Genomic DNA, 19,119 nt, shown 5'->3' on the forward strand with positions numbered 1-19,119 from the left:
ATCCTTAGCTGCGGGCCTGGCCGCGGAAGTCCTCGGCCGTGGCGCGGAGCGCCTGCGCCGGGGAGAGGGTGCCCTTGTAGGCCTGGAGGAGGTAGCCCGACAGCACGGTCGTGAGGATCTGCTGGTCCTGGCTCTGGAAGAGCGACGGGACCTCGTCGATGATCTCGCCGTAGACGTCGAAGAGCGCCTGGCCGCCGAAGTAGTCGTCGGTGATCGTGGCGAGCTCGGGGTCGTCGTAGACCGAGCGCAGCGTCGGCAGATAGCCGAGGTCGCGATAGCGCTTCACCTGCTGGGCGGGGTCGAGGTAGGCGGCGAGGACGAGCTCGACCGCGGCGTCGCTGTTGGCCTTGCCGGTGACCGCCGCGAAGCCGGTGCCGCCGCCCACGGCCGTGCGGCTGCCGCCGTTCGCGAAGCGGGGGAGCGTCTTCACCCGCCAGAGGCCGGCCTGCTCGTGCACGTTCGGCTTGATGCCGTAGCTCGAGTACCAGGTGGGCATGTCGACGCCGAGGATCGAGCCCTGCTTCAGGCCGCTCTGCATGCTCGGGCCGTAGTAGTCGGCGACGGTCGTGAAGAAGCCGGAGGCGAGTCCGTCGACCGCGAACTGCAGCGCCTCCTCGGCCTCCGGAGTGGCGAGGTCGAGGTTCCCGTCGCGGTCGAAGAGCTGTCCGCCCCGCTGCATCAGCAGCAGCTGGTAGCCCTGCACGACCTGCGGCAGATCGCTTCCGACGGAGAGCGCGCCGAAGGACACGCCCTCCCGCGCGCTGATCTCGCCGCCGACACGGGCGAACTCCTCCCAGGTCTCGAGGTCGGTCGGCACGCCGAGGCGGGCGAACTCGTCCTCCCGGTAGTAGTAGACGGCGAGCGGAGTGTCGGAGTCGAGCGCGTAGAGGGCGCCGTCCTTGCTGAACGCGTCGACGCGGGCGGCGATCAGGTCGTCGCGGTAGGGGGCGGTCGCCTCGGTGAGGTCCACCAGCAGCTCGGGGGCGATCGAGCCGCGGAGCGTGCGGGCGAAGTTCGCGACCTCGATGCCAACGAGGTCCGGCGTGCCGGAGCCGGCGACGGCCTGCGCGATCAGCTTGGTGACGATGTCGGTCGCGCCGATCTTGGTGACATCGAGCGAGTAGGAGAAGTCGGTGCGCGCATCGGCGAGGGCGAGCGCCTCCGTGAAGAACGTCACGTAGCCGTCGTCGTGCGTCCAGAACGAGAGGTCGACGGCTCCGGACTCGACGGCCGCCTGCGGGCCGGTCGCGGCGCACGAGGCGAGCAGGGAGGCGAGGGCCGCCGAGCCGCCGGCGGCGGCGCCGAGACGGAGCAGCCCGCGGCGCGAGAGCGCGGGGGACAGTGGATGCATGGAGGAGCTCCTTCGGAGAAGGGGGGAGGGACGGGCCGACGGGCGCGCCGGAGGGACCGCGCGGAGGCGGCTCGTGCTGACCGCACGGACGGCGGTGGGAAGGGACGGGGAGAGAGCTGGAAGGGGGGGAGCCGAGGGCCGAGAGCCGGGACGGGGAGCTACGGGACGGGGACGGGCGACGCCGGCGCCAGCGCCGCGCGCTCGGGGTTCGCGGGCCCGCTGGATGCGCGGACGATCAGCTGGGCGGGGACCGAGCGGTGCCGCTCGGTCGGCGCGTGGCCGTCGAGGGTGCGGATCATCCGGTGCATCGCGATGCGCGTGACCTCGGCGAAGTCCTGCTTGACCGTGGTGAGCGGCCGGTGCAGGAACTCCGAGATCGGGTCGTCGTCGAAGCCGACGACGCTGAGGTCCTCGGGGATGCGCAGGCCGGCGGCCTCGGCGGCGTGGATCGCCCCGACGGCCATCTGGTCGTTGGCGGCGAAGACGGCGGTGACATCCCGGCGGTGCAGGATCGACGCCATCGCCTCCGTCCCCGAGCGCGGGCTCCAGTCGCCGCTCAGCACGGGCGGCTCGGCGGCGTCGGCGTCGGCGAGGGCGGTCCGCCAGCCGTCGATGCGACGCCGGGTGGCCGACCAGGTGCCGGCGCCGGCGATGTGCCAGACCGTCTCATGGCCGAGGGCGAGGAGGTGCTCGGTGGCGCTGCGGGCGGCCCCGGCCTCGTCGGTGCCCACGACGAGCTCCTCGGGGCGGTGCGCCTCGCTCGGGTGGTCGAAGCTGAGCACCGTGACGTCGGCGGGGATGGTGAGGCGCGGATGCCCGAGATCGACCGGCTCCGAGAGGATGATGCCGTCGACGCCCTGATCGACGAGGGCGTCGACCGCTTCCTGCAGCTCCGCGCCGCTGTTCTGCGCCGTGCGCACGACGCTGAGGGAGTAGCCGGCGGCACGGGAGGCCTGCTCGACGCCGTCGAGGATCGCGGACGGACCGTAGAGCGAGGTGCTCATCGTCACCATGCCGATCCGGCGGCTCCGCTGAGTGACCAGGGCTCGGGCGGCGGCGTTCGGCCGGAAGCCGAGGGTGCGGATCGCCGTGGCGACGCGCTCGCCGATCTCGGGGGAGACGTGCGCCTCCCCGTTGACGACGCGGGAGACCGTCTTCTGACTCACGCCGGCGGCGCGAGCCACGTCGGCCATCGAGACCCGGCGACCACGGTCGTCCGGCTGCGGCACAGCCTTCGATGCGTCCACGTCGCAGCTCCTTCGCTCGTCCTCGGACCCGAGGTTGACAGCGCAGTCAACTGCGCGGTCCGACGAGTACAACACGCTTTGACTGCGTAGTCAATCGCGCCATGGAAGGCCGAGCACGCTTCACACGACGAGGAAGGGCGGACGCCTGCTGATCGAGCAGCCCGCGGAGCGAGGATCCATGCTGATCGAGCAGCGCGCGCCACGAGGACCCATGCTGATCGAGCAGCCCGCGCCGCGAGGACCCATATTGATCGAGCAGCCCGCGCAACGGGAAACCATGCTGATCGAGTAGCCCGCGCAGCGGGCGTATCGAGATCCACCCGCGCCAGAAGGCGGGTCTGCAGACCACCCCGCTGAGGACGGTGGGTCTCGATACGCCGCCTGCGGCGGCTACTCGACCAGCATGCAACGAGCACGCCCGCATGTGGCCGCCGAGCGCGGATGCATGCTGGTCGGGCAGGCCGCGCACCGGGCAACCGTGCAGATCGACCAGCCCGCAGAGCGGCGATCCCAGCAGATCGAGTAGCCCGCGCAGCGGGGAACCATGCTGATCGAGTAGGCCGCGGAGCGGGCGTATCGAGATCCACCCGCGCCAGAAGGCGGGTCTGCAGACCACCCCGCTGAGGACGGTGGGTCTCGATACGCCGCCTACGGCGGCTACTCGACCAGCATGAACGGGGGCACGCCCATCCACCGGTGCGTATGCATGTTGATCGAGTAGCCCGCGCAGCGGGCGTATCGAGATCCAGCAGCGTCAGACGGCGGGTCTGCCCGCCGATCTCGCGGGTCAGCCGCCGAGGGTCACGCGGAGGATCTTCTCGCTGCTGTTGTTCGGGATGCTGTCCTTGTCGCCGGTGTTGGAGGTCGTCATCCAGAGGCCGCCCCGGCCGTCGGGCTCGACGGTGCGCAGGCGGCCGTAGGTGCCGACGAAGGCGGAGGTCGGGGTGGCGAGCGCGTCGCCGGTGATCGGCGCGCGGTAGAGGCGCGTGCCGCGGAGGCAGGCGATGTAGACGACGTCGCGGACGACCGTCAGGCCGGAGCAGGAGCCCGCGGAGGTCGGGTACGTCGCCTTCGGGGCGAGGAAGCCGGCGGTGCCGCAGCTGCCGGAGGTGCCCTCGCAGGCCGGCCAGCCGTAGTTGCCGCCGCGGACGATGAGGTTCGTCTCGTCCATGACGCTGTTGCCGAACTCCTGCTCCCACAGACGGCCCTGCGAGTCGAAGGCGAGACCCTGGGGGTTCCGGTGCCCGTAGCTCCAGACGGCGTTCCCGAACGGGTTGTCCGAGGGGATCGAGCCGTCGGGGTTGATCCGCAGGAGCTTGCCGCTGAGGGAGTTCAGGTTCTGCGCGGTGGCGGTGTTCTGGCCGTCGCCGGTGCTGACGTAGAGCTTGCCGTCGGGGCCGAAGCGCAGGCGCCCGCCGTTGTGGTACTTGTTCCGCAGGATCCCGGAGGCGAGGACCTGCACCGTGCTCGTGTCGAGGCGGTCGCCGACGAGCTTCAGTCGGATCACCCGGTTGTCGCTGGGGGAGGTGTGCATCACGTACAGCCACTGGTCGGTGGCGAAGGTCGGCGAGACCGCGATGCCCAGCAGGCCGCCCTCGCCGTCGGTGCTCTGCACGTTCGGCACCGTCCCGAGGCTCGTCTTCACGCCCGTCGTGGGGTTCAGGCGGACGATGTCCTGCGCGTCGCGGCGGGAGTAGAGCACGGTCCCGTCGGGGACGGTGGTCAGCCCCCAGGGGATGTCGGTGTCGGTGGCGGTCTGGGTGACGGTGCAGAACGCGGTGCTGCAGGCGCCGCCGGTGGTCACCGCGGCGGCGGCGCTGCGTGCGGAGGTGTTGCCCTGGGCGTCGACTGCCGCGACCGTGTAGGAGTAGGCGGTGTTCGCCGCGAGGCCGCTCTCGGTGAACGTGGTGACCGGCGCCGTCGTGCCGGTGCCGGCGACCGTGCCGACCTGCGCGGAGCCGCGGAAGACGGTGTAGCTGCGGACCCCGACGTCGTCGGTGCTCGCCGTCCAGGTGAGGGTGACGGCCGTGCCGGACGCCCGCGCGGTGAGCCCGGTCGGGCTCGTCGGCGCCTGCGTGTCGGTGCTGCACTGCGGGACCGTGACCGCGACGGTGGCGCTGGCCTGCGAGACGTTGCCGGCGGCGTCCCGGGCGTTCACGTAGAGGCCCCACTGCGCGCCCGGCACCACGTCGAGGCCGGTGGACAGGACGTTTCCCGCGACGGACTTTATGAACTGGCCGTCGTGATAGACGTCGTAGCCCGCCACTCCGACGGCGTCCGTGGACGCGTTCCAGGAGAAGGTCGCCGTGCGGCAGGCGAGGTTCGTCACCCGAGGGCTTCCCGGCGCGGACGGGGCCGTGGTGTCCGCGACGACCGCGCTTGTCCGCCACTTCTGCCAGTCGCCGCCGGCGCAGGCGGCGATCTGCACGGACGAGCGGTTCGCCGTCTTGCGGTCCTTCACGCTCAGGCAGAGGCCCGAGGCGACAGCGCGGATCGTGCCGTCGCTCTCGACCCGCCAGCGCTGTCCGTCCCCGCCGACGCAGTCCGAGATCTGCACGTCGGCCCCGGCCGTCGTCGAGCGGTTGCGCACCTCCAGGCACTTCGCGCCGCCGTAGACGGTGATCTCGCCGGTCGTGGCGATCGTCCACTTCTGATTGGCGCCGCTGTTGCAGTCGTAGAGGACGACGATCGTCCGGTTCGCGGTCGACCCGTTCGGCACGTCGAGGCAGCGCTTCGAGGCGACCCCGGTGATCGGGCCGACCACGGGAGCTGCTGCTGCCGCCGCCTGCGCCGGAGCGGGCGCCGCCTGGGCGGGTGCGCCCGAGACGATGAGCGCGACGGCCAGCACGGCGACGGCGAGACTGCGGGGGACAGCGGATCGGCGGACAGCGGATCGGCGGATAGTGGATCGGCGGATAGTGAAACGCATCAGCGGGTTCCTCTACGGACGGAGCGACCGGGCGCCTGCACGACTCGCCCTGTGCCGACCCTGGCACTCGCGATGACCCGCGACAACGGGTCCCGGCCGTCATCTCGCGCCGTCCCTACCCCCCGAACGAGCGAGACCCGTCACCCCACGACCGGAGAACGCGGTCCTCCGCCAGCGCGGACGACGCGGTCGCGAGCGCGTCGTGATCGGCGCCTCCGCGGAGCATGGACACGCTGCCCGAGGCGACGGAAAATGGAAGACGGAGGTGGTTCCCATGGTTCAGGTGATCAGGAGAGCGAACAGTCTGCAGCGTCGGATCGCTGCGGGACAGGCGGATCCGATCAGCGACCGCGAGCGCGAGCAGCTCGAGGAGCTGCGCCAGACCTTCGTCCGCCGCTTCGGCAAGGACCCGGACGTCCGGCCGACCACGAAGACGGCCTGACGGCTCCGGGTCAGCTCGTTCGGCTCAGCCAGAAGTCGACCGCATCCGGGGTGGGGCGGCCGGTGACGCGGACGACGTCGCCGAACTCCAGGACGCTGTCGGGAGACTCCTGGAACGTGGGCCAGCGCTCCCCGCCGGGGGTGTCCGGCTCGTCGCCGGCGACGAAGGCGAGCCAGCGCCCGCTCATCTCGCTCTCGAGCCGGCGGTCGACGGCCGTGTAGTCGGCGTCGCCGTCCGCGCCGAGGTTGCCGAACGCGTACATGACCTCCGCGCCGTGGTACGCGCCGAAGCGCTCCAGGCCGCGGCCGGGCGGGGTGCGGGTGAAGGAGTAGACGTGGACGGGCGCCGACCCCGAGGCGGCGGCCGCGAGCGCCCACCGCCGCATCGGCGCGGTCATCGACTCGTCGGTGCCGGCCCGCAGGCGCGACTCCGTGACCTGGTCCGCGTCGCGTCCCGGGTACAGCTCGAGGAAGCGGTCCGCATCCTGGCCGTAGTCCTCCCGCGCCTCCCGGGCCCAGGTCTCCGGGTCTGGGTCGACGCCGCTGATCAGGTCGAGTGACGTCTCGTCGGAGTTGCTGCCGAGGAGGAGGGGGACGTCGTTCTGCCGCCCGGCCGCGTAGACGGCGCTCGGGGTGTCCACGAGGACCACGCCGTCGACGGTCGGCCACCAGTGCGTCGAGAGGCTCTTCGCGGCCTCGGCGATGCGCGCGGCCGGCATCGCCCGCATCTCCGCGAGGCTCGCCCCGCCGAGGGCCTCGCTCAGGCCGACCGCCGCCTCGCGCGCCACGGCGGCGGTGTCGTAGAGGTCGCCCTGGTCGCGATCGCCCGCCGTTCCCAGGCAGCCGCCGCTCTCGCCGATGATCCCGTGCAGGAGTCCGGCCGCCAGCGGCGAGGCGCCGAGGAGGCAGGCGCTGCCCGAGCCGGCCGACTGACCGGCGACGGTCACCCGGTCCGGGTCTCCGCCGAACGCGGCGATGTTGTCCTGCAGCCAGTGCAGCGCGGCGATCTGGTCGAGCAGGCCCTGGTTGCCCGGGGTGCTGCCGCCGAGGGCGTCCTCGGCGAGGAAGCCGAAGACCCCGAGCCGGTAGTTGAGTGTGACGACCACGGTGCCGCCGCGCGACGCGAGCGCGGTGCCGTCGTAGGCGGGCAGAGCGCCGGAGCCGGCCACGAATCCGCCGCCGTGCAGGTAGACGAGCACAGGGCGGGGCTCGGCGGCCGCGGCGGACGGCCGCCAGATGTTCAGGTGCAGGCTGTCCTCGTCCGTGTCGTAGCCGCCGAGCAGCGTCTCCTCCAGCGGCAGGTCGAGCGCGCGGGTGGCGGCCCGGGAGACGAACGACGGCTCGGGCTGGACGGCCGAGGGTCCGAAGTCGTCGGCGACGAGGACGGTCGACCGCTGCGGGGCCGGGCTCGGCGCCGCCCAGCGCAGCGCCCCGACCGGCGGAGCGGCGTAGGGGATGCCCGCGAACGCGTCGACGCCGGCCGAGGAGTTCCGGACTCCGACGACATCGCCCTGCCGGGTGGCCACCGGTTGGGTGCGCGGACCGTCGAGGGTCCGGGTCGCCGCGGGCGGCCCCGCCGCGAGCGCCGCTGCTCCGACGACCGCCGCGGCCGCGATCCAGGCCGCTCCTCGAACGAACCAGCGCCGGGGACGCGAGGTCCTCGCGGCGAACGCCACAAGTGCCAGAGCCGCAGCGACGACGAGCCAGCCCCACCACGGCACCTGGTTCAGCCAGGCGAGCACCGCACCGACGAGGCCGACGGCCGCCAAGGGCAGCCACGGCGTCCTGCGTCGGACCCTTCCCGACGCTTCGTCAGTCGGTCCTGTCTCTACTTTCAATACGTTTCGCATCGAATACAGAACGTACTGAAGAAGTGCGCGCCGAGCAAGGTCGCGCCTAGGCTGACGCTGTGAACAACGGCGAGCCCACCCCGGTCCGGCGCCGAAGCGAGACGCGACGACGCCTCCTCGCGGCGGCCGCCACCCTCTTCGAGAGCAGCGGCACCATCGGCCAGCGCGTCGAGGACATCTGCGCGCAGGCCGGCTTCACCCGCGGCGCCTTCTACTCCAACTTCGCCGGCGTCGACCAGCTCTACCTCGCCCTGCACGAGGAGCAGGCGGCGCGAGTGTGGGGGCGGCTTCACCTCGCCCTCGAAGCCCAGGTGCAGGAGGACGGCCGTGAGGAGACGCTCGACGACGCCGTGCGCGCCCTCCTCGACGCGCTGCCCACCAGCCGCGAGTGGTTCTCCCTGCGGTCGGTGCTGCTGGCGCGGGCCGCCGCCGACCCCGCCTTCGCCGCGCTGATGCTGATCGACGACGGCCGCGTCCCCCGCGAGCTGGGGGAGCGGTTCGTCGCCCTCGCCGCCGTGCACGGCCGCGTCCCGATCGTCGAGCCGTCCGTCCTGGCGAAGGCCGTCGTCGCGGCGCACGTCGGCACCGTGAGCCAGTGGCCCGTGGACGCCGACGCGGCGCTCACCCAGCGCGTGACGATCGCCGCGGTGCTCCGCGGGCTGACCGTCGAGGCCGCGCATCCGGAGGGCTCGATCGCGGCCGCCCCTCATGGGAACACGATCGAGAGCGAGGGCGGGAGCCGATGAACGACGAGACAGCGAACCAGGGACGGACGGACGAGGGACGCACGGACGACGAGGCGCTCCTCCGGGGCGACGGCGGACTCGAGCGGCTGTGGACGGGTGCTGTCTGGAGCGAGGGGCCGCTGTGGATCCCGGCCGAGGGGGGCCTGCGCTGGAGCGACATCCCGAACGACCGCATCCTGCAGTGGGACAGTGCGACCGGGGAGACCTCGGTGCACCGCGAGGGTGTCGAGTTCACCAATGGGCGGCTCCTCGATAGCGACGGGAGCGTCGTGCAGTGCTCGCACGGGCTGCGCCGACTGGAGCGCGAGCGGCCGGACGGCACGGTCGAGGAGCTCGTCTCGAGCTGGGACGGCGGCCGGCTGAACTCGCCCAACGACGTCGCGATCGCGCCCGACGGCTCCTACTGGTTCACCGATCCCGACTACGGCATCCGGCAGCCGGCCGAGGGGCACCCGGGCGAGCGCGAGTACAGGGCGCGCTGGGTCTTCCGCTGGAGCGCCGAGGACGGCCTCGCGCCGGTCGTCACCGACATCGTGCAGCCGAACGGCATCGCCTTCTCACCCGACGGCGCGACGGTCTACGTGACCGACACCGCGATGAGCCTCGAGGACGGTCCCGGCCACTGGATCCGCGCCTACGACGTCGTGGACCGCGGCGCCGACGCCCGCGACGGCCGCCTCTTCGCGGTGATCGAGCACGGCCTGCCCGACGGGATCGCCGTCGACGAGCGCGGCCGGGTGTGGTCCTCCGCCGGAGACGGCGTGCACGTCTTCGCCCCGGACGGCGCCGAGCTGCTCTTCGTGCCCGTGCCGGAGGTGGTGGCGAACGTCTGCTTCGGCGGACCGGACGGCACCGACCTCTTCATCGCCGCCACCACCAGCCTGTACCGGCTGCGGACGCGCAGCCGGGCAGCGGGGGCCTTCCCGGCGTAGTGCGAAGCGCCCCGCCTCCCGGGGACCGCAGCCGCAGGGCGCTCCGGAGAGCTCGGCCGCGCTCCGAAGCGCAGGACTCATCGGCTGAGCCGCCCCCACTCCTCGTCCGTGATCGCGAGCACGGAGCCGTGGCTGGCACCGGGCGGCAGCGCGAAGTCCTCGGCGAGCGTCCACGCGTCCGTGTCGAGCGCGGCACCGACGAACGGCAGGTAGCGGCGCAGGCCGAATTCGTCGATGAGCAGGACGACCGGTCCGCCATCAGCCGCGGGCACGACGATCGGGCCCTCGCCGTGCGCGACGCCCGGCCGGTCGGCGGTCCCGGCGCCGACGCGGTCCTGCACGAGCTCCCACTCGGTGGCGCGCAGATCCCGCGAGCGCTCCACCGTGATGAACTTCGACGCGGGCGTGTCCGAGGCGGGGCTGCGCTCGTCCTTGACGAACCGGTACCACCACTCGCCCTCGCGCACGACGGTGGCGTCGATCACCGAGTGGCCGGGGTCGCTCCAGACCACGGGCTCGGACCACTGCCGGAAGTCGCGGGTGGTCGCGGCGAGCATCCGGTTGTAGGAGTCGCCGCGCTCGGCGCCGTCGCCGTGCAGCTGGGAGGCCCAGAACACGATGTACTCGCCGCGCTCGGCGTCGAAGACGGCCTCGGGCGCCCAGGCGTTGCCGGCCGCGGACGGAGCGACGAGCTCCAGGCGCGGCTCGCCCCAGGTCACCAGGTCCGCGGACTCCCAGACGACGATGCCGCGGCTGCCGTGCCGCTGCTCCGCGTCCCAGAACTCCCGGGTGTCCTGCCCGTGCGCCCGCATGTCCGTGCCGAGGAGGTAGAAGGCCGCCGTCTCGCCGGGCAGGCCGGCGGCGCGCAGGAGGAACGGATCGCGCACCCCACCGCGTCCGCCGGTCCAGCGCAGCACGGGCTCGCCGCCGCGCAGCGCCTCCCAGTGCAGCGGGTCGTCGGCGACGCTCCGCGCGAAGCGCACCTGCTCGCCGTCCGGGTCGTTCTGCGAGGTGAAGTAGGAGAAGAGGTAGCGGGTCATCCCTTCACACTGCCCTGCACGAGTCCGGAGACAATGTGCCGCTGCATCGCGATGAAGAACACCAGCATCGGCAGCAGGACGATCACGCTGAGGGTCATGAACACCGGCCAGTTGGTGGTGAACTGCCCGACCGCCGAGTACACCTGCAGCACCAGCGTCTGCTTCGCGGGGCTGGAGAGGAAGACGTTCGGCGTGATGAAGTCGTTCCACACCCACATCGTCTGGAAGACGCCGACGGTGACCAGGATCGGGCGGATCAGCGGCAGGATCAGCGACCAGTAGATCCGGAACGAGCCGGCGCCGTCGATCCGGGCGGCCTCGATGATCTCGGTGGGCACCGTCCTCATGTAGCCGAGGATCAGGAAGTAGCAGAAGATCGCGCCCGCGCTGTAGAGCACGATCAGCCCGTTCAGGTCGTCGACGAGCCGGAAGGTCGTCAGCATCCGGTACAGGGGGATCAACGTCGCCTGCCCCGGGACGAGGAAGGCGATGACGAGGATCACGCCGAAGACGACGGCCACACGTCCGCGGGCGATGATCATCCCGAAGGCGGCGAGCGAGCCGATCAGCAGCATCAGCGCGATCGAGAGGACGGTCACGTAGAGCGTGTTGCCGAAGCTCTGCAGCAGGGGAGTGGTCTGGAAGACGGTGACGTAGTTGTCCAGATTCAGCGTCGACGGCAGGGCGAGCGGTGCGTTCGCGGTCTCGGTCTGCGTCTTGAAGGTGTTGACGACGATGTAGTAGAACGGCACGGCCATCAGCGCCGCGATCGGCAGCATGACCGCCGTCAGCAGCAGGCGGCTGCGCTGCAGCAGGGGGTTGCGGGTGCTCATGAGTACCTCCGCTCGAGGCGGCGCGAGGCGGCCAGTTGGACGACGACGACGAGGGCGACGACGATCAGGAACAGGACGGCCAGCGCGGACGCCTGGCCGACACGCGACTGCGCGATGCCGCTCTCGATCAGCGACTGGGTGAGCGTGCGGGTCGAGAAGCCCGGTCCGCCGCTGGTGAGGGTGAAGGGCAGGTCGTAGACCTTCAGCCCGTTCGTCATCAGCAGCAGCTGACTGACCGAGATCGCCGGGACGAGCATCGGCAGGGTGATGGAGCGGAAGGTCTGCCAGCCGGTCGCGCCGTCGATCCGGGCGACCTCGTAGTAGTCCTGCGGGATGGCCTGCAGGTAGGCGAGGTAGAGGATCGCGTGCCAGCCGGTCTGCGCCCAGATCGCCACGGCGATGACCGAGATCTGCGCGAGCGTCGAGTCCGAGAGCCAGCCGATCGGCGCGATGCCGGCGATCCCGTCGAGGGCCGAGTTGAGCACTCCCGAGCCGAGCGGGCTGAGGATGAAGCCCCAGACCAGACCGAGGATCGCCACGGACGGCACCGCCGGGAAGAAGAAGACGCTGCGGACGATGTTCCGGCCGAGGAAGCGGCGGTTGAGCACGAGGGCGAGCGGGATCGCGAAGGCGGTGACGAGCACCGTCGTCGCGAGTGCGTAGCTGAGGGTGAAGACCAGCGCCTGCAGCATCGAGGGGTCGCGGAAGATCGACGCGTAGTTGTCGAGGCCGATGAAGCCCGGCTCGGAGTAGCCGTCGAAGTCGGTCAGGCTGAACCAGAGCGACTGCCCCATCGGGATGACGTAGAGCACGACGAAGACGATCGCGATCGGCACGAGGAAGAGGCCGCCGGCGAAGCTCTCCCGGAAGCGGGCACCGCGGGCGCCCGGGAGGTCGGCGATCGCGCGGGCGGCGAGCGGTTCCGTGGGGGCGGTCCCGCTCCGGCGCAGCGGAGTGGTGAGTGCCATCGTCGGCACGTCCTTTCAGAGGGGGGCGGCGGGGCGGCGGGGAGCCCGCTCGGGTCGGGCTCCCCGCCGCGGGGTCAGCGCGGCAGGATCAGCGCAGGGAGGGTCAGCGCAGGGAGGGTCAGCGCAGGGAGGCGAGCTTCGTGTCCATCGCCTGCGCGACCTCCTCGGGGGAGAGCTGACCCTGGATCAGCTGCTGCAGGAGCGCCGTCACCTCGGTGCCCAGCGCGGCGTTGTTGTCGATCCAGGAGACCTGGGGGAGGTAGAACTGCCCGTCGCGGACGGCGGGGGCCATCGTGTCCAGGGCGGGGTCGAGGGTGGGAGTGAAGTCCTTCGTGGTCGTGATCGAGGCGGTCGCCTTCTGGTACTGCTCGATGCCCTCCGTCGAGAGGAGGTAGGAGACGAGCTTCGCGGCGGCCTCCTGGTGGGTCGACTTCGCGTTGATCGCGTAGCCGGGCGAGACGGCGCCGGCCCAGTACGAGGCGGAGTCGCCGGGGACCGGCATGAAGGCGATGTCCAGATCCGGAGCGGTCGTGCGGACCGTCCCGAGACCCCAGGAGCCGGTGGTGGTCATCGCGACCTTGCCGGTCGCGAACTCCTGGGTCACGGCGTCCCCGGTCAGGCCGACGACCGTGCGCGGCTCGACGCCGGACTCGAAGAGCTCGCTCCACTGCGTCAGCGGCTCGGTCCAGGTGTCGGCGAAGGTCGTCTTCCCGGACCAGATGTCGGCGTCCATGGTGCCGCCGAGCTTCTCGTTCTGCAGGCCCAGGAGGGCTGCCAGGCTGATCGGCAGCTGGTCGCCGGCCTCGTAGAACGGCGTGATCCCTGCATCCTTCAGCTTCTGGCAGAGGTCGAGGAACTCCTCCCAGGTCGCCGGGGGAGCGGTGAAGCCGACCTGCTCGAGCAGCGCCGCGTTGTACAGGACGCCGCCGCCCCAGGAGGCCGGCGCGGCGCCGTAGAGGGCGTCGTCGCGGGAGTAGGTCTGCTTCGCCGCGTCGGCGAGCTGCTCGGCGAACGGCTGGTCGGCGAGGTCGGCGACGAAGCCGCCGTCCATCAGCTGCGTCTTGTTCTCGGCAGTGATGATGAAGACGTCGGTGCCGGTGTTCGAGCCGAGCTGGGTCTGCAGCTTCGAGATGTACTCCGCGACGGGCGGGGCGTAGGACATCTGCACGTCGATGTCCGGGTTCGCCTTCTCGAAGGCGGCGATGATCGGCTCCATCGTCGCGGCGTTGTCCCAGGAGAGGAAGCTGACGGAGTTCGCATCTCCCGCGCCGGCGCCGGAGCAGCCGGTCAGCGCGAGCGCGGTCGCGGCGACCACGCCGAGTCCTGCGAGCAGCCGACGCGGGCCCGGACGGTGCGAGCCCGAACGGAGAGCGCGGAGGGAGGGACGGCCGGCGAAGCGGACGGAGGATGAAAGCGGCATTGCTTCTCTTTCTCGCAGGGGTGGATCGAGGCGGGGGTGGAGAGGGGGTTCGAAGGGGCGTTTCTCAGACGGAGACGCCGAGCGCAGCGACGCGGGTCGACCCCGGGACGATCTCGGGGATCGTGCCGTCGGGGGAGTGGCGGAAGGTGTCGAGGGCGATCTCGCGCCGGTAGCCGTTGCCGCCGGGGATCGCGAAGCGGTGGTAGGCGATCACCCACTCGTCGGCGCTGACGCGGAGGACCGAGTGGTGCCCGGTCGCGAGGACTCCGCGGCCGGCGTCCTTCTGCAGCAGCACGCCGCGATCCGTCCACGGCCCGCGCACCGAGGGCGACGTCGCGTAGCGGACGCGGTAGTCGGCCTCGCGGGTGTCGTTCTCCGACCAGGACAGCACGTAGACGTCGCCGGCCCGGTGCAGCGAGGGAGCCTCGCGGAAGCCGGTCGGCGTCCAGGCCGTCTCCGTCGCAGGGTCGAACGACACCATGTCGTCGTTCAGCACGACCATGTGCGCGACGGAGTTGCCCCAGAGCAGGTAGGCGGTGCCGTCGTCGTCGACGAAGACCGATGGGTCGATCGCGACCCCGGCGTACGCGCCGCGGGCCACGAGCGGCCGGCCGGAGTCGACGAAGGGTCCGGTCGGACTCGCGGAGACGGCCACGCCGATGCTGTCGTCGGCTGTGAAGTAGAGGTAATAGCGCCCGTCCCGGCTGACGACCGCCGGCGCCCAGGCGTGCCCCTCGGCCCAGTCCGTGCCGCGGGCGACGGAGAAGATCTCGCCCTCGGCCCGCCAGGTCACCAGGTCCTCGGAGGAGAAGGCCTCGAACGCCGTGGCGGACCAGCCGTCCGTGCCGTCGGTCGTGGGGTAGAGGTAGAACCTGCCGTCGAGCGAGACCAGGGCCGGATCGGCGTAGTGGCCCGGGATGGCGGGGCTTCCGGCCGTCCTCGTCGTCGTCTCGGTCGTCATCGGCCACACTCGCTTCCCCGGCGCCCTCGCCGAACTTGTATCGATACACAGATCATCGAGCGACGACGCGATGCTGTCAAGAGTGGATTTGTATCGATATCGTTTCCGGTGCCGGCCACTCGACCGGCGACGACCAGGAGGTGCTCGATGGCGACCATCCGAGACGTGGCGACGGCGGCGGGAGTCTCGCCGATGACGGTCTCGAACGTGATCAACAACCACCCGCACGTCAAGGCGACGACGCGCGAGAAGGTCGTCCGGGCGATGGACGAGCTCGACTACCGGATCAACGTGGCCGCCCGGAACCTGCGCGCGGGGCGGACCTACACCATCGGACTGGCGGTCGCCGAGATCGACCGACCCTACTGGGGCCAGCTCGCCGCGCGCATCATCGCCGAGGCCCGCGTGCACGGTCTCTCCGTGGCCATCGAGCAGACCGGAGCCCGTCGCGAGAGCGAGATCGACGCCCTCCGTGCCTCGCGGAACCGGATGTACGACGGCCTGATCCTCAGCACCGTCGGCCTCGGTGCCGCCGACGTCGACAAGCTCCGGGTCGACTACCCGGTGGTGATCCTAGGGGAGCGGATCTTCGACGGCCCGGTCGACCACGTCGCCATGGCGAACGTCGACGGCGGCGCGCTGGCCACCCGGCACCTGCTCGAGCAGGGCTGCCGGCGGATCGCGATCCTCGACGAGCGCACCGACGGCGAGCCCAGCGCCGCCAGCCTGCGATACCGGGGCTACGCCGACGCGCTGGCCGCAGCCGGGACCGAGGCGGACCCGGCGCTCTTCCTCCCGGTCACCGCCTTCACCCTCGCGGCCGGGCGCGACGCCGTCTCCCGCGCGTTGGCGCAGGGCGCCGACTTCGACGGCCTCTTCTGCGTGACAGACACCCTCGCCCTCGGCGCGCTGCGGGGGCTCGCGGACGCGGAAGTCGCCGTCCCGGACCGGGTGAAGGTGATCGGCTTCGACGACCTCGAGGAGAGCGGCTTCTCCGTTCCGTCGCTGTCGACGATCGACCCCGACCACGCGGCGATGGCTCGGGCCGCCGTCGAGCTGCTGGTCAGCCGGATCGACGCCGGTCGCGCCGGCGGCGCAGCCCCCGTCGAGTTCGTCAGCACCGTGCACGTCGTCGAGCGCGAATCGAGCCGCGCGGCCCCGCCCGCGCGCCCCTAGGCCGGGCCGGGTGTACCGGTCCCAGGAGGCGCCTCGCCGATCCGCGGGAACTCGGAACCAGGGCCTACGAGCGCGTCGACGGAGAAGTGGTTGTCGAAGACGACCGCTGGGCCGATGTCATGCGGAGGCACTCGAGCCCGGGGGCTTCCTCACGAGGGCGGTGATCTCTTCACGGGAGATCACCCGGCCGGCGAGCTCCTCGCGAGCCCGGTCCTGCAGCCCGCGCATCTTCTCGGCCCACATGTCGTGCGCCATCCGCTTCATCGCCACCCGAAGGAACTCGGACCGGTTGCCGTGACCGAAGTGGTCGACGAGGGCCTGCAGTTCGGCCCGGTCCTCGTCCGCGATCACGGCACTCTCAGCTCGTGCAGGGGATCTCTGCTCGCCGCCCGCTGAGCGGGGAGCAGAGCGGCGAGGACGGAGACCACGATCGACAGAGCGCCCGTGGCGACCAGGAAGTCGACGCCGGGGAGCGGGTCGCCGCCGGCCACCAGGAGCACGGCGGCACCCGCCGTCCCCAGCAGAGCGCCGACCGTCGCGACGAGGAGGACCTGACAGACGACGAGCAGGACGATGAGGCCTCTCGTGGCGCCGAGAGCCCTCCGGCGTCCGAAGTCCTTCCGTCGCATCAGGACGAGACCGTACTGCGTCGCACCGACCAGGACCGCGCCCGCGCCGGCGATGAGACCGACGAGATCGCGGCCGAAACCCCCGAGAGTGCCCTCGAGAACGGCCCGCAGGTCCGCGTACCGAGCGCTGGTGGTCACGGTGACGCCCTGCGGGTCCGTCGGAGCCAGAAGGGAGCCGATCGATCGGGTCAGCGGGCGGATCATCTCGGGCTCCGAGGCGATGACGATCACGTAGCCCACACTCCCGGTCGAGGACGGAGGCATCGGGACCAGAACGGACGGGCCGAGGAAGGACAGGTACTCGGATGAGGTGAAGGTCCCGACGACGTCGACCCCGGCGCCACTGCCCGTCGAGACCGAGCCGGTCTCCTCGGCGAAGCCCAGAGCCGCGAGCGCGTCCTCGGACGCCCACGCCGACCCGCGGGGGAAGCGCGCCGCATCGATGCCGAGCTCTGCGAAGTCGGAGGACCACACCGATCGAAGAGCGACCTTCCTCCCCTCCGCGATCCGGGAGTTCCCGACGTCACTGGCGTCCGAGAACGCGGCCGCCCACTGCACTCCGGAGAGTCGGGAGATCCTCTCGAGTGCGTCCGACGACAGGCCCGCCTGCGCCTCTGCTCGGACCAGGAGGGAACGGGTTCCCGCCGAGTCCACCGTCGCGAGAACGCTCTGCTCCGCTCCCACCGTCCGCCCGGTCGTCAGAACGATCCCGGCGCACATCGCCACCACCATCACCAGGGTGAGGAGGGAGGTCACCGGTTGCGCGAGCGAGGAGGCGAGGGCTTCCCGGAGCACGGGCAGGACGAATCTCCGCTTCACAGGCGGATCCTCCGATCGCAGGAGGCGACGACCGTCTCGTCGTGAGTGACCACGATCACCGAGGATCCCGATCGGGCGCGCTCTCGCAGTGCGTCGACGACCACCGCCGCGGAGTCCGGATCGAGATTCCCCGTCGGCTCGTCCGCGAGGATGATCGTCGGATCGTTGATGAGCGCCCGGCACAGTGCGATCCGCTGCGCCTGGCCGCCGGAGACCTGATGGGGTCTCGCCGAGGCGCGCAGGGCGACCCCGAAGCGCTCCATCAGCCCGTGCGCTGTGAGCTCCACTGCCGAGTCCCTGCACCCGCGATAGAGAGCCGTCTCGACGATGTTGTCGAGGACTGTCCTCGTGGGATCCAGAGCGGCGTCCTGGAAGACGAACCCGATGTTCTCGGCTCGGTACTCCGACCTCGATCGATCGCTCATGCCACTCACATCGACGCCGTCGATCCGGACTCGTCCCGCTCCCGGCGTCGCCATCAGGCCCAGGATGTAGAGCAGGGTCGACTTGCCCCTCCCGGACGGGCCGGTGATCGCGACCATCTCGGAGTGCGTCACGGCAGCACTGAAGTCCGTGAGTATCCGGGGACCTCGTCGATAGCGGAAGTCGATGCTCTCAGCAGTGATCATCGGGGTGCAGCGTCATCGCCGTAGATGCGCACTTCCACGCCTTCCACGAGACCGGTCACCACCGAGACGCCCTTCGCGGCAGCGACGACCTCCACCGGATGTCTCTCGCCGGCCGAATCGGTCACTTCGAGGTCCCCGTTCACATCGGTCCGGATGCTCGCGGTCGGGACGGTCAGACCGGACGTCTCGGGTGTCGTCGTGATGAGGACGGGGAGGAGGGTGTCCTGCGTCACGTCCAGATCCGCGCACTCCTCGCCGCAGATGACCTCGCCGTCCACGCCGGCGAGCGCTATCGACACCCCGACCTCGGGCTTCACCTCCTGGACCGCCGTGACCGCCCGCCAGGGTCCGTCCGGTCCGGTGATCTCCGCCGCGACTCCCACGCCGATCTGGGCGGCCTGCGCCGCTGTCGCCGTGACGGAGAACGTCGGCGTCCTCGGCAGCGTCCTCGCGACGACCTCGCCGCCCGAGACCACTGCTCCTCGGGCGATGAGGGTCTCGTCGACGACCAGCCGGGTCGGCACCTCGGGTACGAAGACCAGGTCGCCCCGTCGGACGACGCCGTCCACCGGGAATCCTGCGGCCTTCTGCCACTCCTTGATCGCGGCCGCGGTGCGCGGTCCCGGTGCACCGTCCGCAGCGCCGCGGTAGAACCCGAGGTCGCCCAGCAGCTCCTGGAGCTGGCCCACGTCCTTGCCCTCGCTCGTCCCGTCGATGTCCCGGAACGCGGGGATCACGCCGCGCGCGAGAACCACGGGCCGAAGGTCCACGGTGTAGAGCTCCTCGCCCTGATCGGCGACGTCGCCGGGCACATGATCGACCGTCGTCACCGTGCCCTTGGCCGAATTGGTCCCCGCGGGGGACTGAGTCCAGTGGGCGGTCGCCACCAGATTCACCGACGCGCTGACAGCACCGGCTCGAGCGACAGCGGTCGTGTAGTCGGTCCCCGGTACGGCCTTCTCTGCGGGCGCGAGGATCACCGCACCCGCCCAGAGGCCCGCGACACCGGCCATCACCACCAGGCAGAAGGCGAGAGCGGCGACGGGAGAGAGAAGACGTCTCCGAGGCGATCGATCGTCCTTCACCAGCACAGTCCTTTCACCAGCACAGTCCTTTCACACGGTGATCGGTCGGAGGACGGCTGTCAT

General features: G+C 71.3%; 17 protein-coding genes. 4 read left to right on the forward strand and 13 right to left on the reverse strand.

The genetic code is table 11. From position 1 onward, the window contains the following. Positions 1-4 precede the first annotated feature (4 nt). The 3 genes from EDF17_RS10430 to EDF17_RS10440 form a co-directional block, all read right to left on the reverse strand. Positions 5-1,351 carry an extracellular solute-binding protein gene (locus EDF17_RS10430; protein ID WP_123446501.1) on the reverse strand — a complete coding sequence of 449 codons (1,347 nt, stop codon included), beginning with the start codon at positions 1,349-1,351 and terminating at the stop codon, positions 5-7. 158 nt (positions 1,352-1,509) lie between these two features. Next, complete coding sequence (locus tag EDF17_RS10435) at positions 1,510-2,598, reverse strand: LacI family DNA-binding transcriptional regulator (RefSeq protein ID WP_243732860.1); 1,089 nt, start codon at positions 2,596-2,598, stop codon at positions 1,510-1,512. 787 nt (positions 2,599-3,385) lie between these two features. Continuing rightward, a complete protein-coding gene (locus tag EDF17_RS10440) occupies positions 3,386-5,446 on the reverse strand; it encodes a PQQ-dependent sugar dehydrogenase (RefSeq protein WP_208110604.1) in 2,061 nt (686 codons plus the stop codon). Between the two features lie 355 nt (positions 5,447-5,801). On the opposite strand from EDF17_RS10440, the gene EDF17_RS19840 reads away from it, so the two are divergent. After that, positions 5,802-5,969 (forward strand): hypothetical protein, encoded by a 168-nt coding sequence (locus EDF17_RS19840; protein ID WP_164874469.1) that lies wholly within the window; start codon positions 5,802-5,804, stop codon positions 5,967-5,969. 10 nt (positions 5,970-5,979) lie between these two features. Here EDF17_RS19840 and EDF17_RS10445 read toward each other — a convergent pair whose 3' ends face one another. Beyond that, positions 5,980-7,737, reverse strand: coding sequence for a carboxylesterase family protein (locus EDF17_RS10445; RefSeq protein WP_208110605.1), 1,758 nt, complete (start codon positions 7,735-7,737; stop codon positions 5,980-5,982). Between the two features lie 140 nt (positions 7,738-7,877). On the opposite strand from EDF17_RS10445, the gene EDF17_RS10450 reads away from it, so the two are divergent. Further along, complete coding sequence (locus EDF17_RS10450) at positions 7,878-8,564, forward strand: TetR/AcrR family transcriptional regulator (protein WP_123446498.1); 687 nt, start codon at positions 7,878-7,880, stop codon at positions 8,562-8,564. Beyond that, positions 8,561-9,496 (forward strand): SMP-30/gluconolactonase/LRE family protein, encoded by a 936-nt coding sequence (locus tag EDF17_RS10455; protein ID WP_123446497.1) that lies wholly within the window; start codon positions 8,561-8,563, stop codon positions 9,494-9,496. Before EDF17_RS10450 ends, EDF17_RS10455 begins: the two co-directional genes overlap by 4 nt. A gap of 77 nt (positions 9,497-9,573) precedes the next feature. Here the strand turns inward: EDF17_RS10455 and EDF17_RS10460 are convergent, their stop codons facing one another. From EDF17_RS10460 to EDF17_RS10480, 5 genes are all read right to left on the reverse strand, one after another. Then, on the reverse strand, positions 9,574-10,536 hold the full coding sequence (locus EDF17_RS10460) for a glycoside hydrolase family 43 protein (RefSeq protein WP_123446496.1): 963 nt from the start codon (positions 10,534-10,536) through the stop codon (positions 9,574-9,576). Then, positions 10,533-11,369: a carbohydrate ABC transporter permease gene (locus EDF17_RS10465; RefSeq protein WP_166649648.1), complete on the reverse strand. Its 837-nt coding sequence runs from the start codon at positions 11,367-11,369 to the stop codon at positions 10,533-10,535. The genes EDF17_RS10460 and EDF17_RS10465 overlap by 4 nt, the downstream gene beginning before the upstream one ends. After that, positions 11,366-12,337 carry a sugar ABC transporter permease gene (locus EDF17_RS10470; RefSeq protein ID WP_123446495.1) on the reverse strand — a complete coding sequence of 324 codons (972 nt, stop codon included), beginning with the start codon at positions 12,335-12,337 and terminating at the stop codon, positions 11,366-11,368. Before EDF17_RS10470 ends, EDF17_RS10465 begins: the two co-directional genes overlap by 4 nt. 118 nt (positions 12,338-12,455) lie before the next feature. Continuing rightward, positions 12,456-13,652 (reverse strand): extracellular solute-binding protein, encoded by a 1,197-nt coding sequence (locus EDF17_RS10475; protein WP_166649649.1) that lies wholly within the window; start codon positions 13,650-13,652, stop codon positions 12,456-12,458. 169 nt (positions 13,653-13,821) lie between these two features. Further along, the gene (locus tag EDF17_RS10480; protein ID WP_123446583.1) at positions 13,822-14,718 is read right to left on the reverse strand and encodes a family 43 glycosylhydrolase; all 897 of its coding nucleotides are present in this window, start codon (positions 14,716-14,718) and stop codon (positions 13,822-13,824) included. A gap of 147 nt (positions 14,719-14,865) precedes the next feature. On the opposite strand from EDF17_RS10480, the gene EDF17_RS10485 reads away from it, so the two are divergent. Further along, positions 14,866-15,894 carry a LacI family DNA-binding transcriptional regulator gene (locus tag EDF17_RS10485; RefSeq protein WP_123446493.1) on the forward strand — a complete coding sequence of 343 codons (1,029 nt, stop codon included), beginning with the start codon at positions 14,866-14,868 and terminating at the stop codon, positions 15,892-15,894. A 117-nt stretch (positions 15,895-16,011) separates the two neighbouring features. On the opposite strand, the gene EDF17_RS10490 is transcribed toward EDF17_RS10485, so the two are convergent. The 4 genes from EDF17_RS10490 to EDF17_RS10505 are packed head-to-tail and all read right to left on the reverse strand — an operon-like array spanning position 16,012 to position 19,056. Then, on the reverse strand, positions 16,012-16,245 hold the full coding sequence (locus EDF17_RS10490) for a hypothetical protein (protein WP_123446492.1): 234 nt from the start codon (positions 16,243-16,245) through the stop codon (positions 16,012-16,014). Further along, positions 16,242-17,342 (reverse strand): FtsX-like permease family protein, encoded by a 1,101-nt coding sequence (locus tag EDF17_RS10495; protein WP_123446491.1) that lies wholly within the window; start codon positions 17,340-17,342, stop codon positions 16,242-16,244. Before EDF17_RS10495 ends, EDF17_RS10490 begins: the two co-directional genes overlap by 4 nt. Then, entirely contained in the window at positions 17,339-17,971 is a 633-nt protein-coding gene (locus tag EDF17_RS10500) for an ABC transporter ATP-binding protein (protein WP_123446490.1), read from the reverse strand. Before EDF17_RS10500 ends, EDF17_RS10495 begins: the two co-directional genes overlap by 4 nt. Next, a complete protein-coding gene (locus EDF17_RS10505; RefSeq protein ID WP_133671989.1) occupies positions 17,968-19,056 on the reverse strand; it encodes a peptidoglycan-binding domain-containing protein in 1,089 nt (362 codons plus the stop codon). The genes EDF17_RS10500 and EDF17_RS10505 overlap by 4 nt, the downstream gene beginning before the upstream one ends. Between the last annotated feature and the right edge of the window lie 63 nt (positions 19,057-19,119).

Origin of the sequence: Rathayibacter sp. PhB1, assembly GCF_004362935.1 — a bacterium.
GTDB lineage: Bacteria > Actinomycetota > Actinomycetes > Actinomycetales > Microbacteriaceae > Rathayibacter > Rathayibacter festucae.

What these genes read in the sequence shown, in the direction of transcription:
- EDF17_RS10430 (WP_123446501.1), bottom strand. Translation starts at nt 1,351, where the DNA reads ATGCATCCACTGTCCCCCGCGCTCTCGCGCCGCGGGCTGCTCCGTCTC.
- EDF17_RS19840 (WP_164874469.1), top strand. Translation starts at nt 5,802, where the DNA reads ATGGTTCAGGTGATCAGGAGAGCGAACAGTCTGCAGCGTCGGATCGCT.
- EDF17_RS10455 (WP_123446497.1), top strand. Translation starts at nt 8,561, where the DNA reads ATGAACGACGAGACAGCGAACCAGGGACGGACGGACGAGGGACGCACG.
- EDF17_RS10460 (WP_123446496.1), bottom strand. Translation starts at nt 10,536, where the DNA reads ATGACCCGCTACCTCTTCTCCTACTTCACCTCGCAGAACGACCCGGAC.
- EDF17_RS10465 (WP_166649648.1), bottom strand. Translation starts at nt 11,369, where the DNA reads ATGAGCACCCGCAACCCCCTGCTGCAGCGCAGCCGCCTGCTGCTGACG.
- EDF17_RS10470 (WP_123446495.1), bottom strand. Translation starts at nt 12,337, where the DNA reads ATGGCACTCACCACTCCGCTGCGCCGGAGCGGGACCGCCCCCACGGAA.
- EDF17_RS10480 (WP_123446583.1), bottom strand. Translation starts at nt 14,718, where the DNA reads ATGACGACCGAGACGACGACGAGGACGGCCGGAAGCCCCGCCATCCCG.
- EDF17_RS10485 (WP_123446493.1), top strand. Translation starts at nt 14,866, where the DNA reads ATGGCGACCATCCGAGACGTGGCGACGGCGGCGGGAGTCTCGCCGATG.
- EDF17_RS10500 (WP_123446490.1), bottom strand. Translation starts at nt 17,971, where the DNA reads ATGATCACTGCTGAGAGCATCGACTTCCGCTATCGACGAGGTCCCCGG.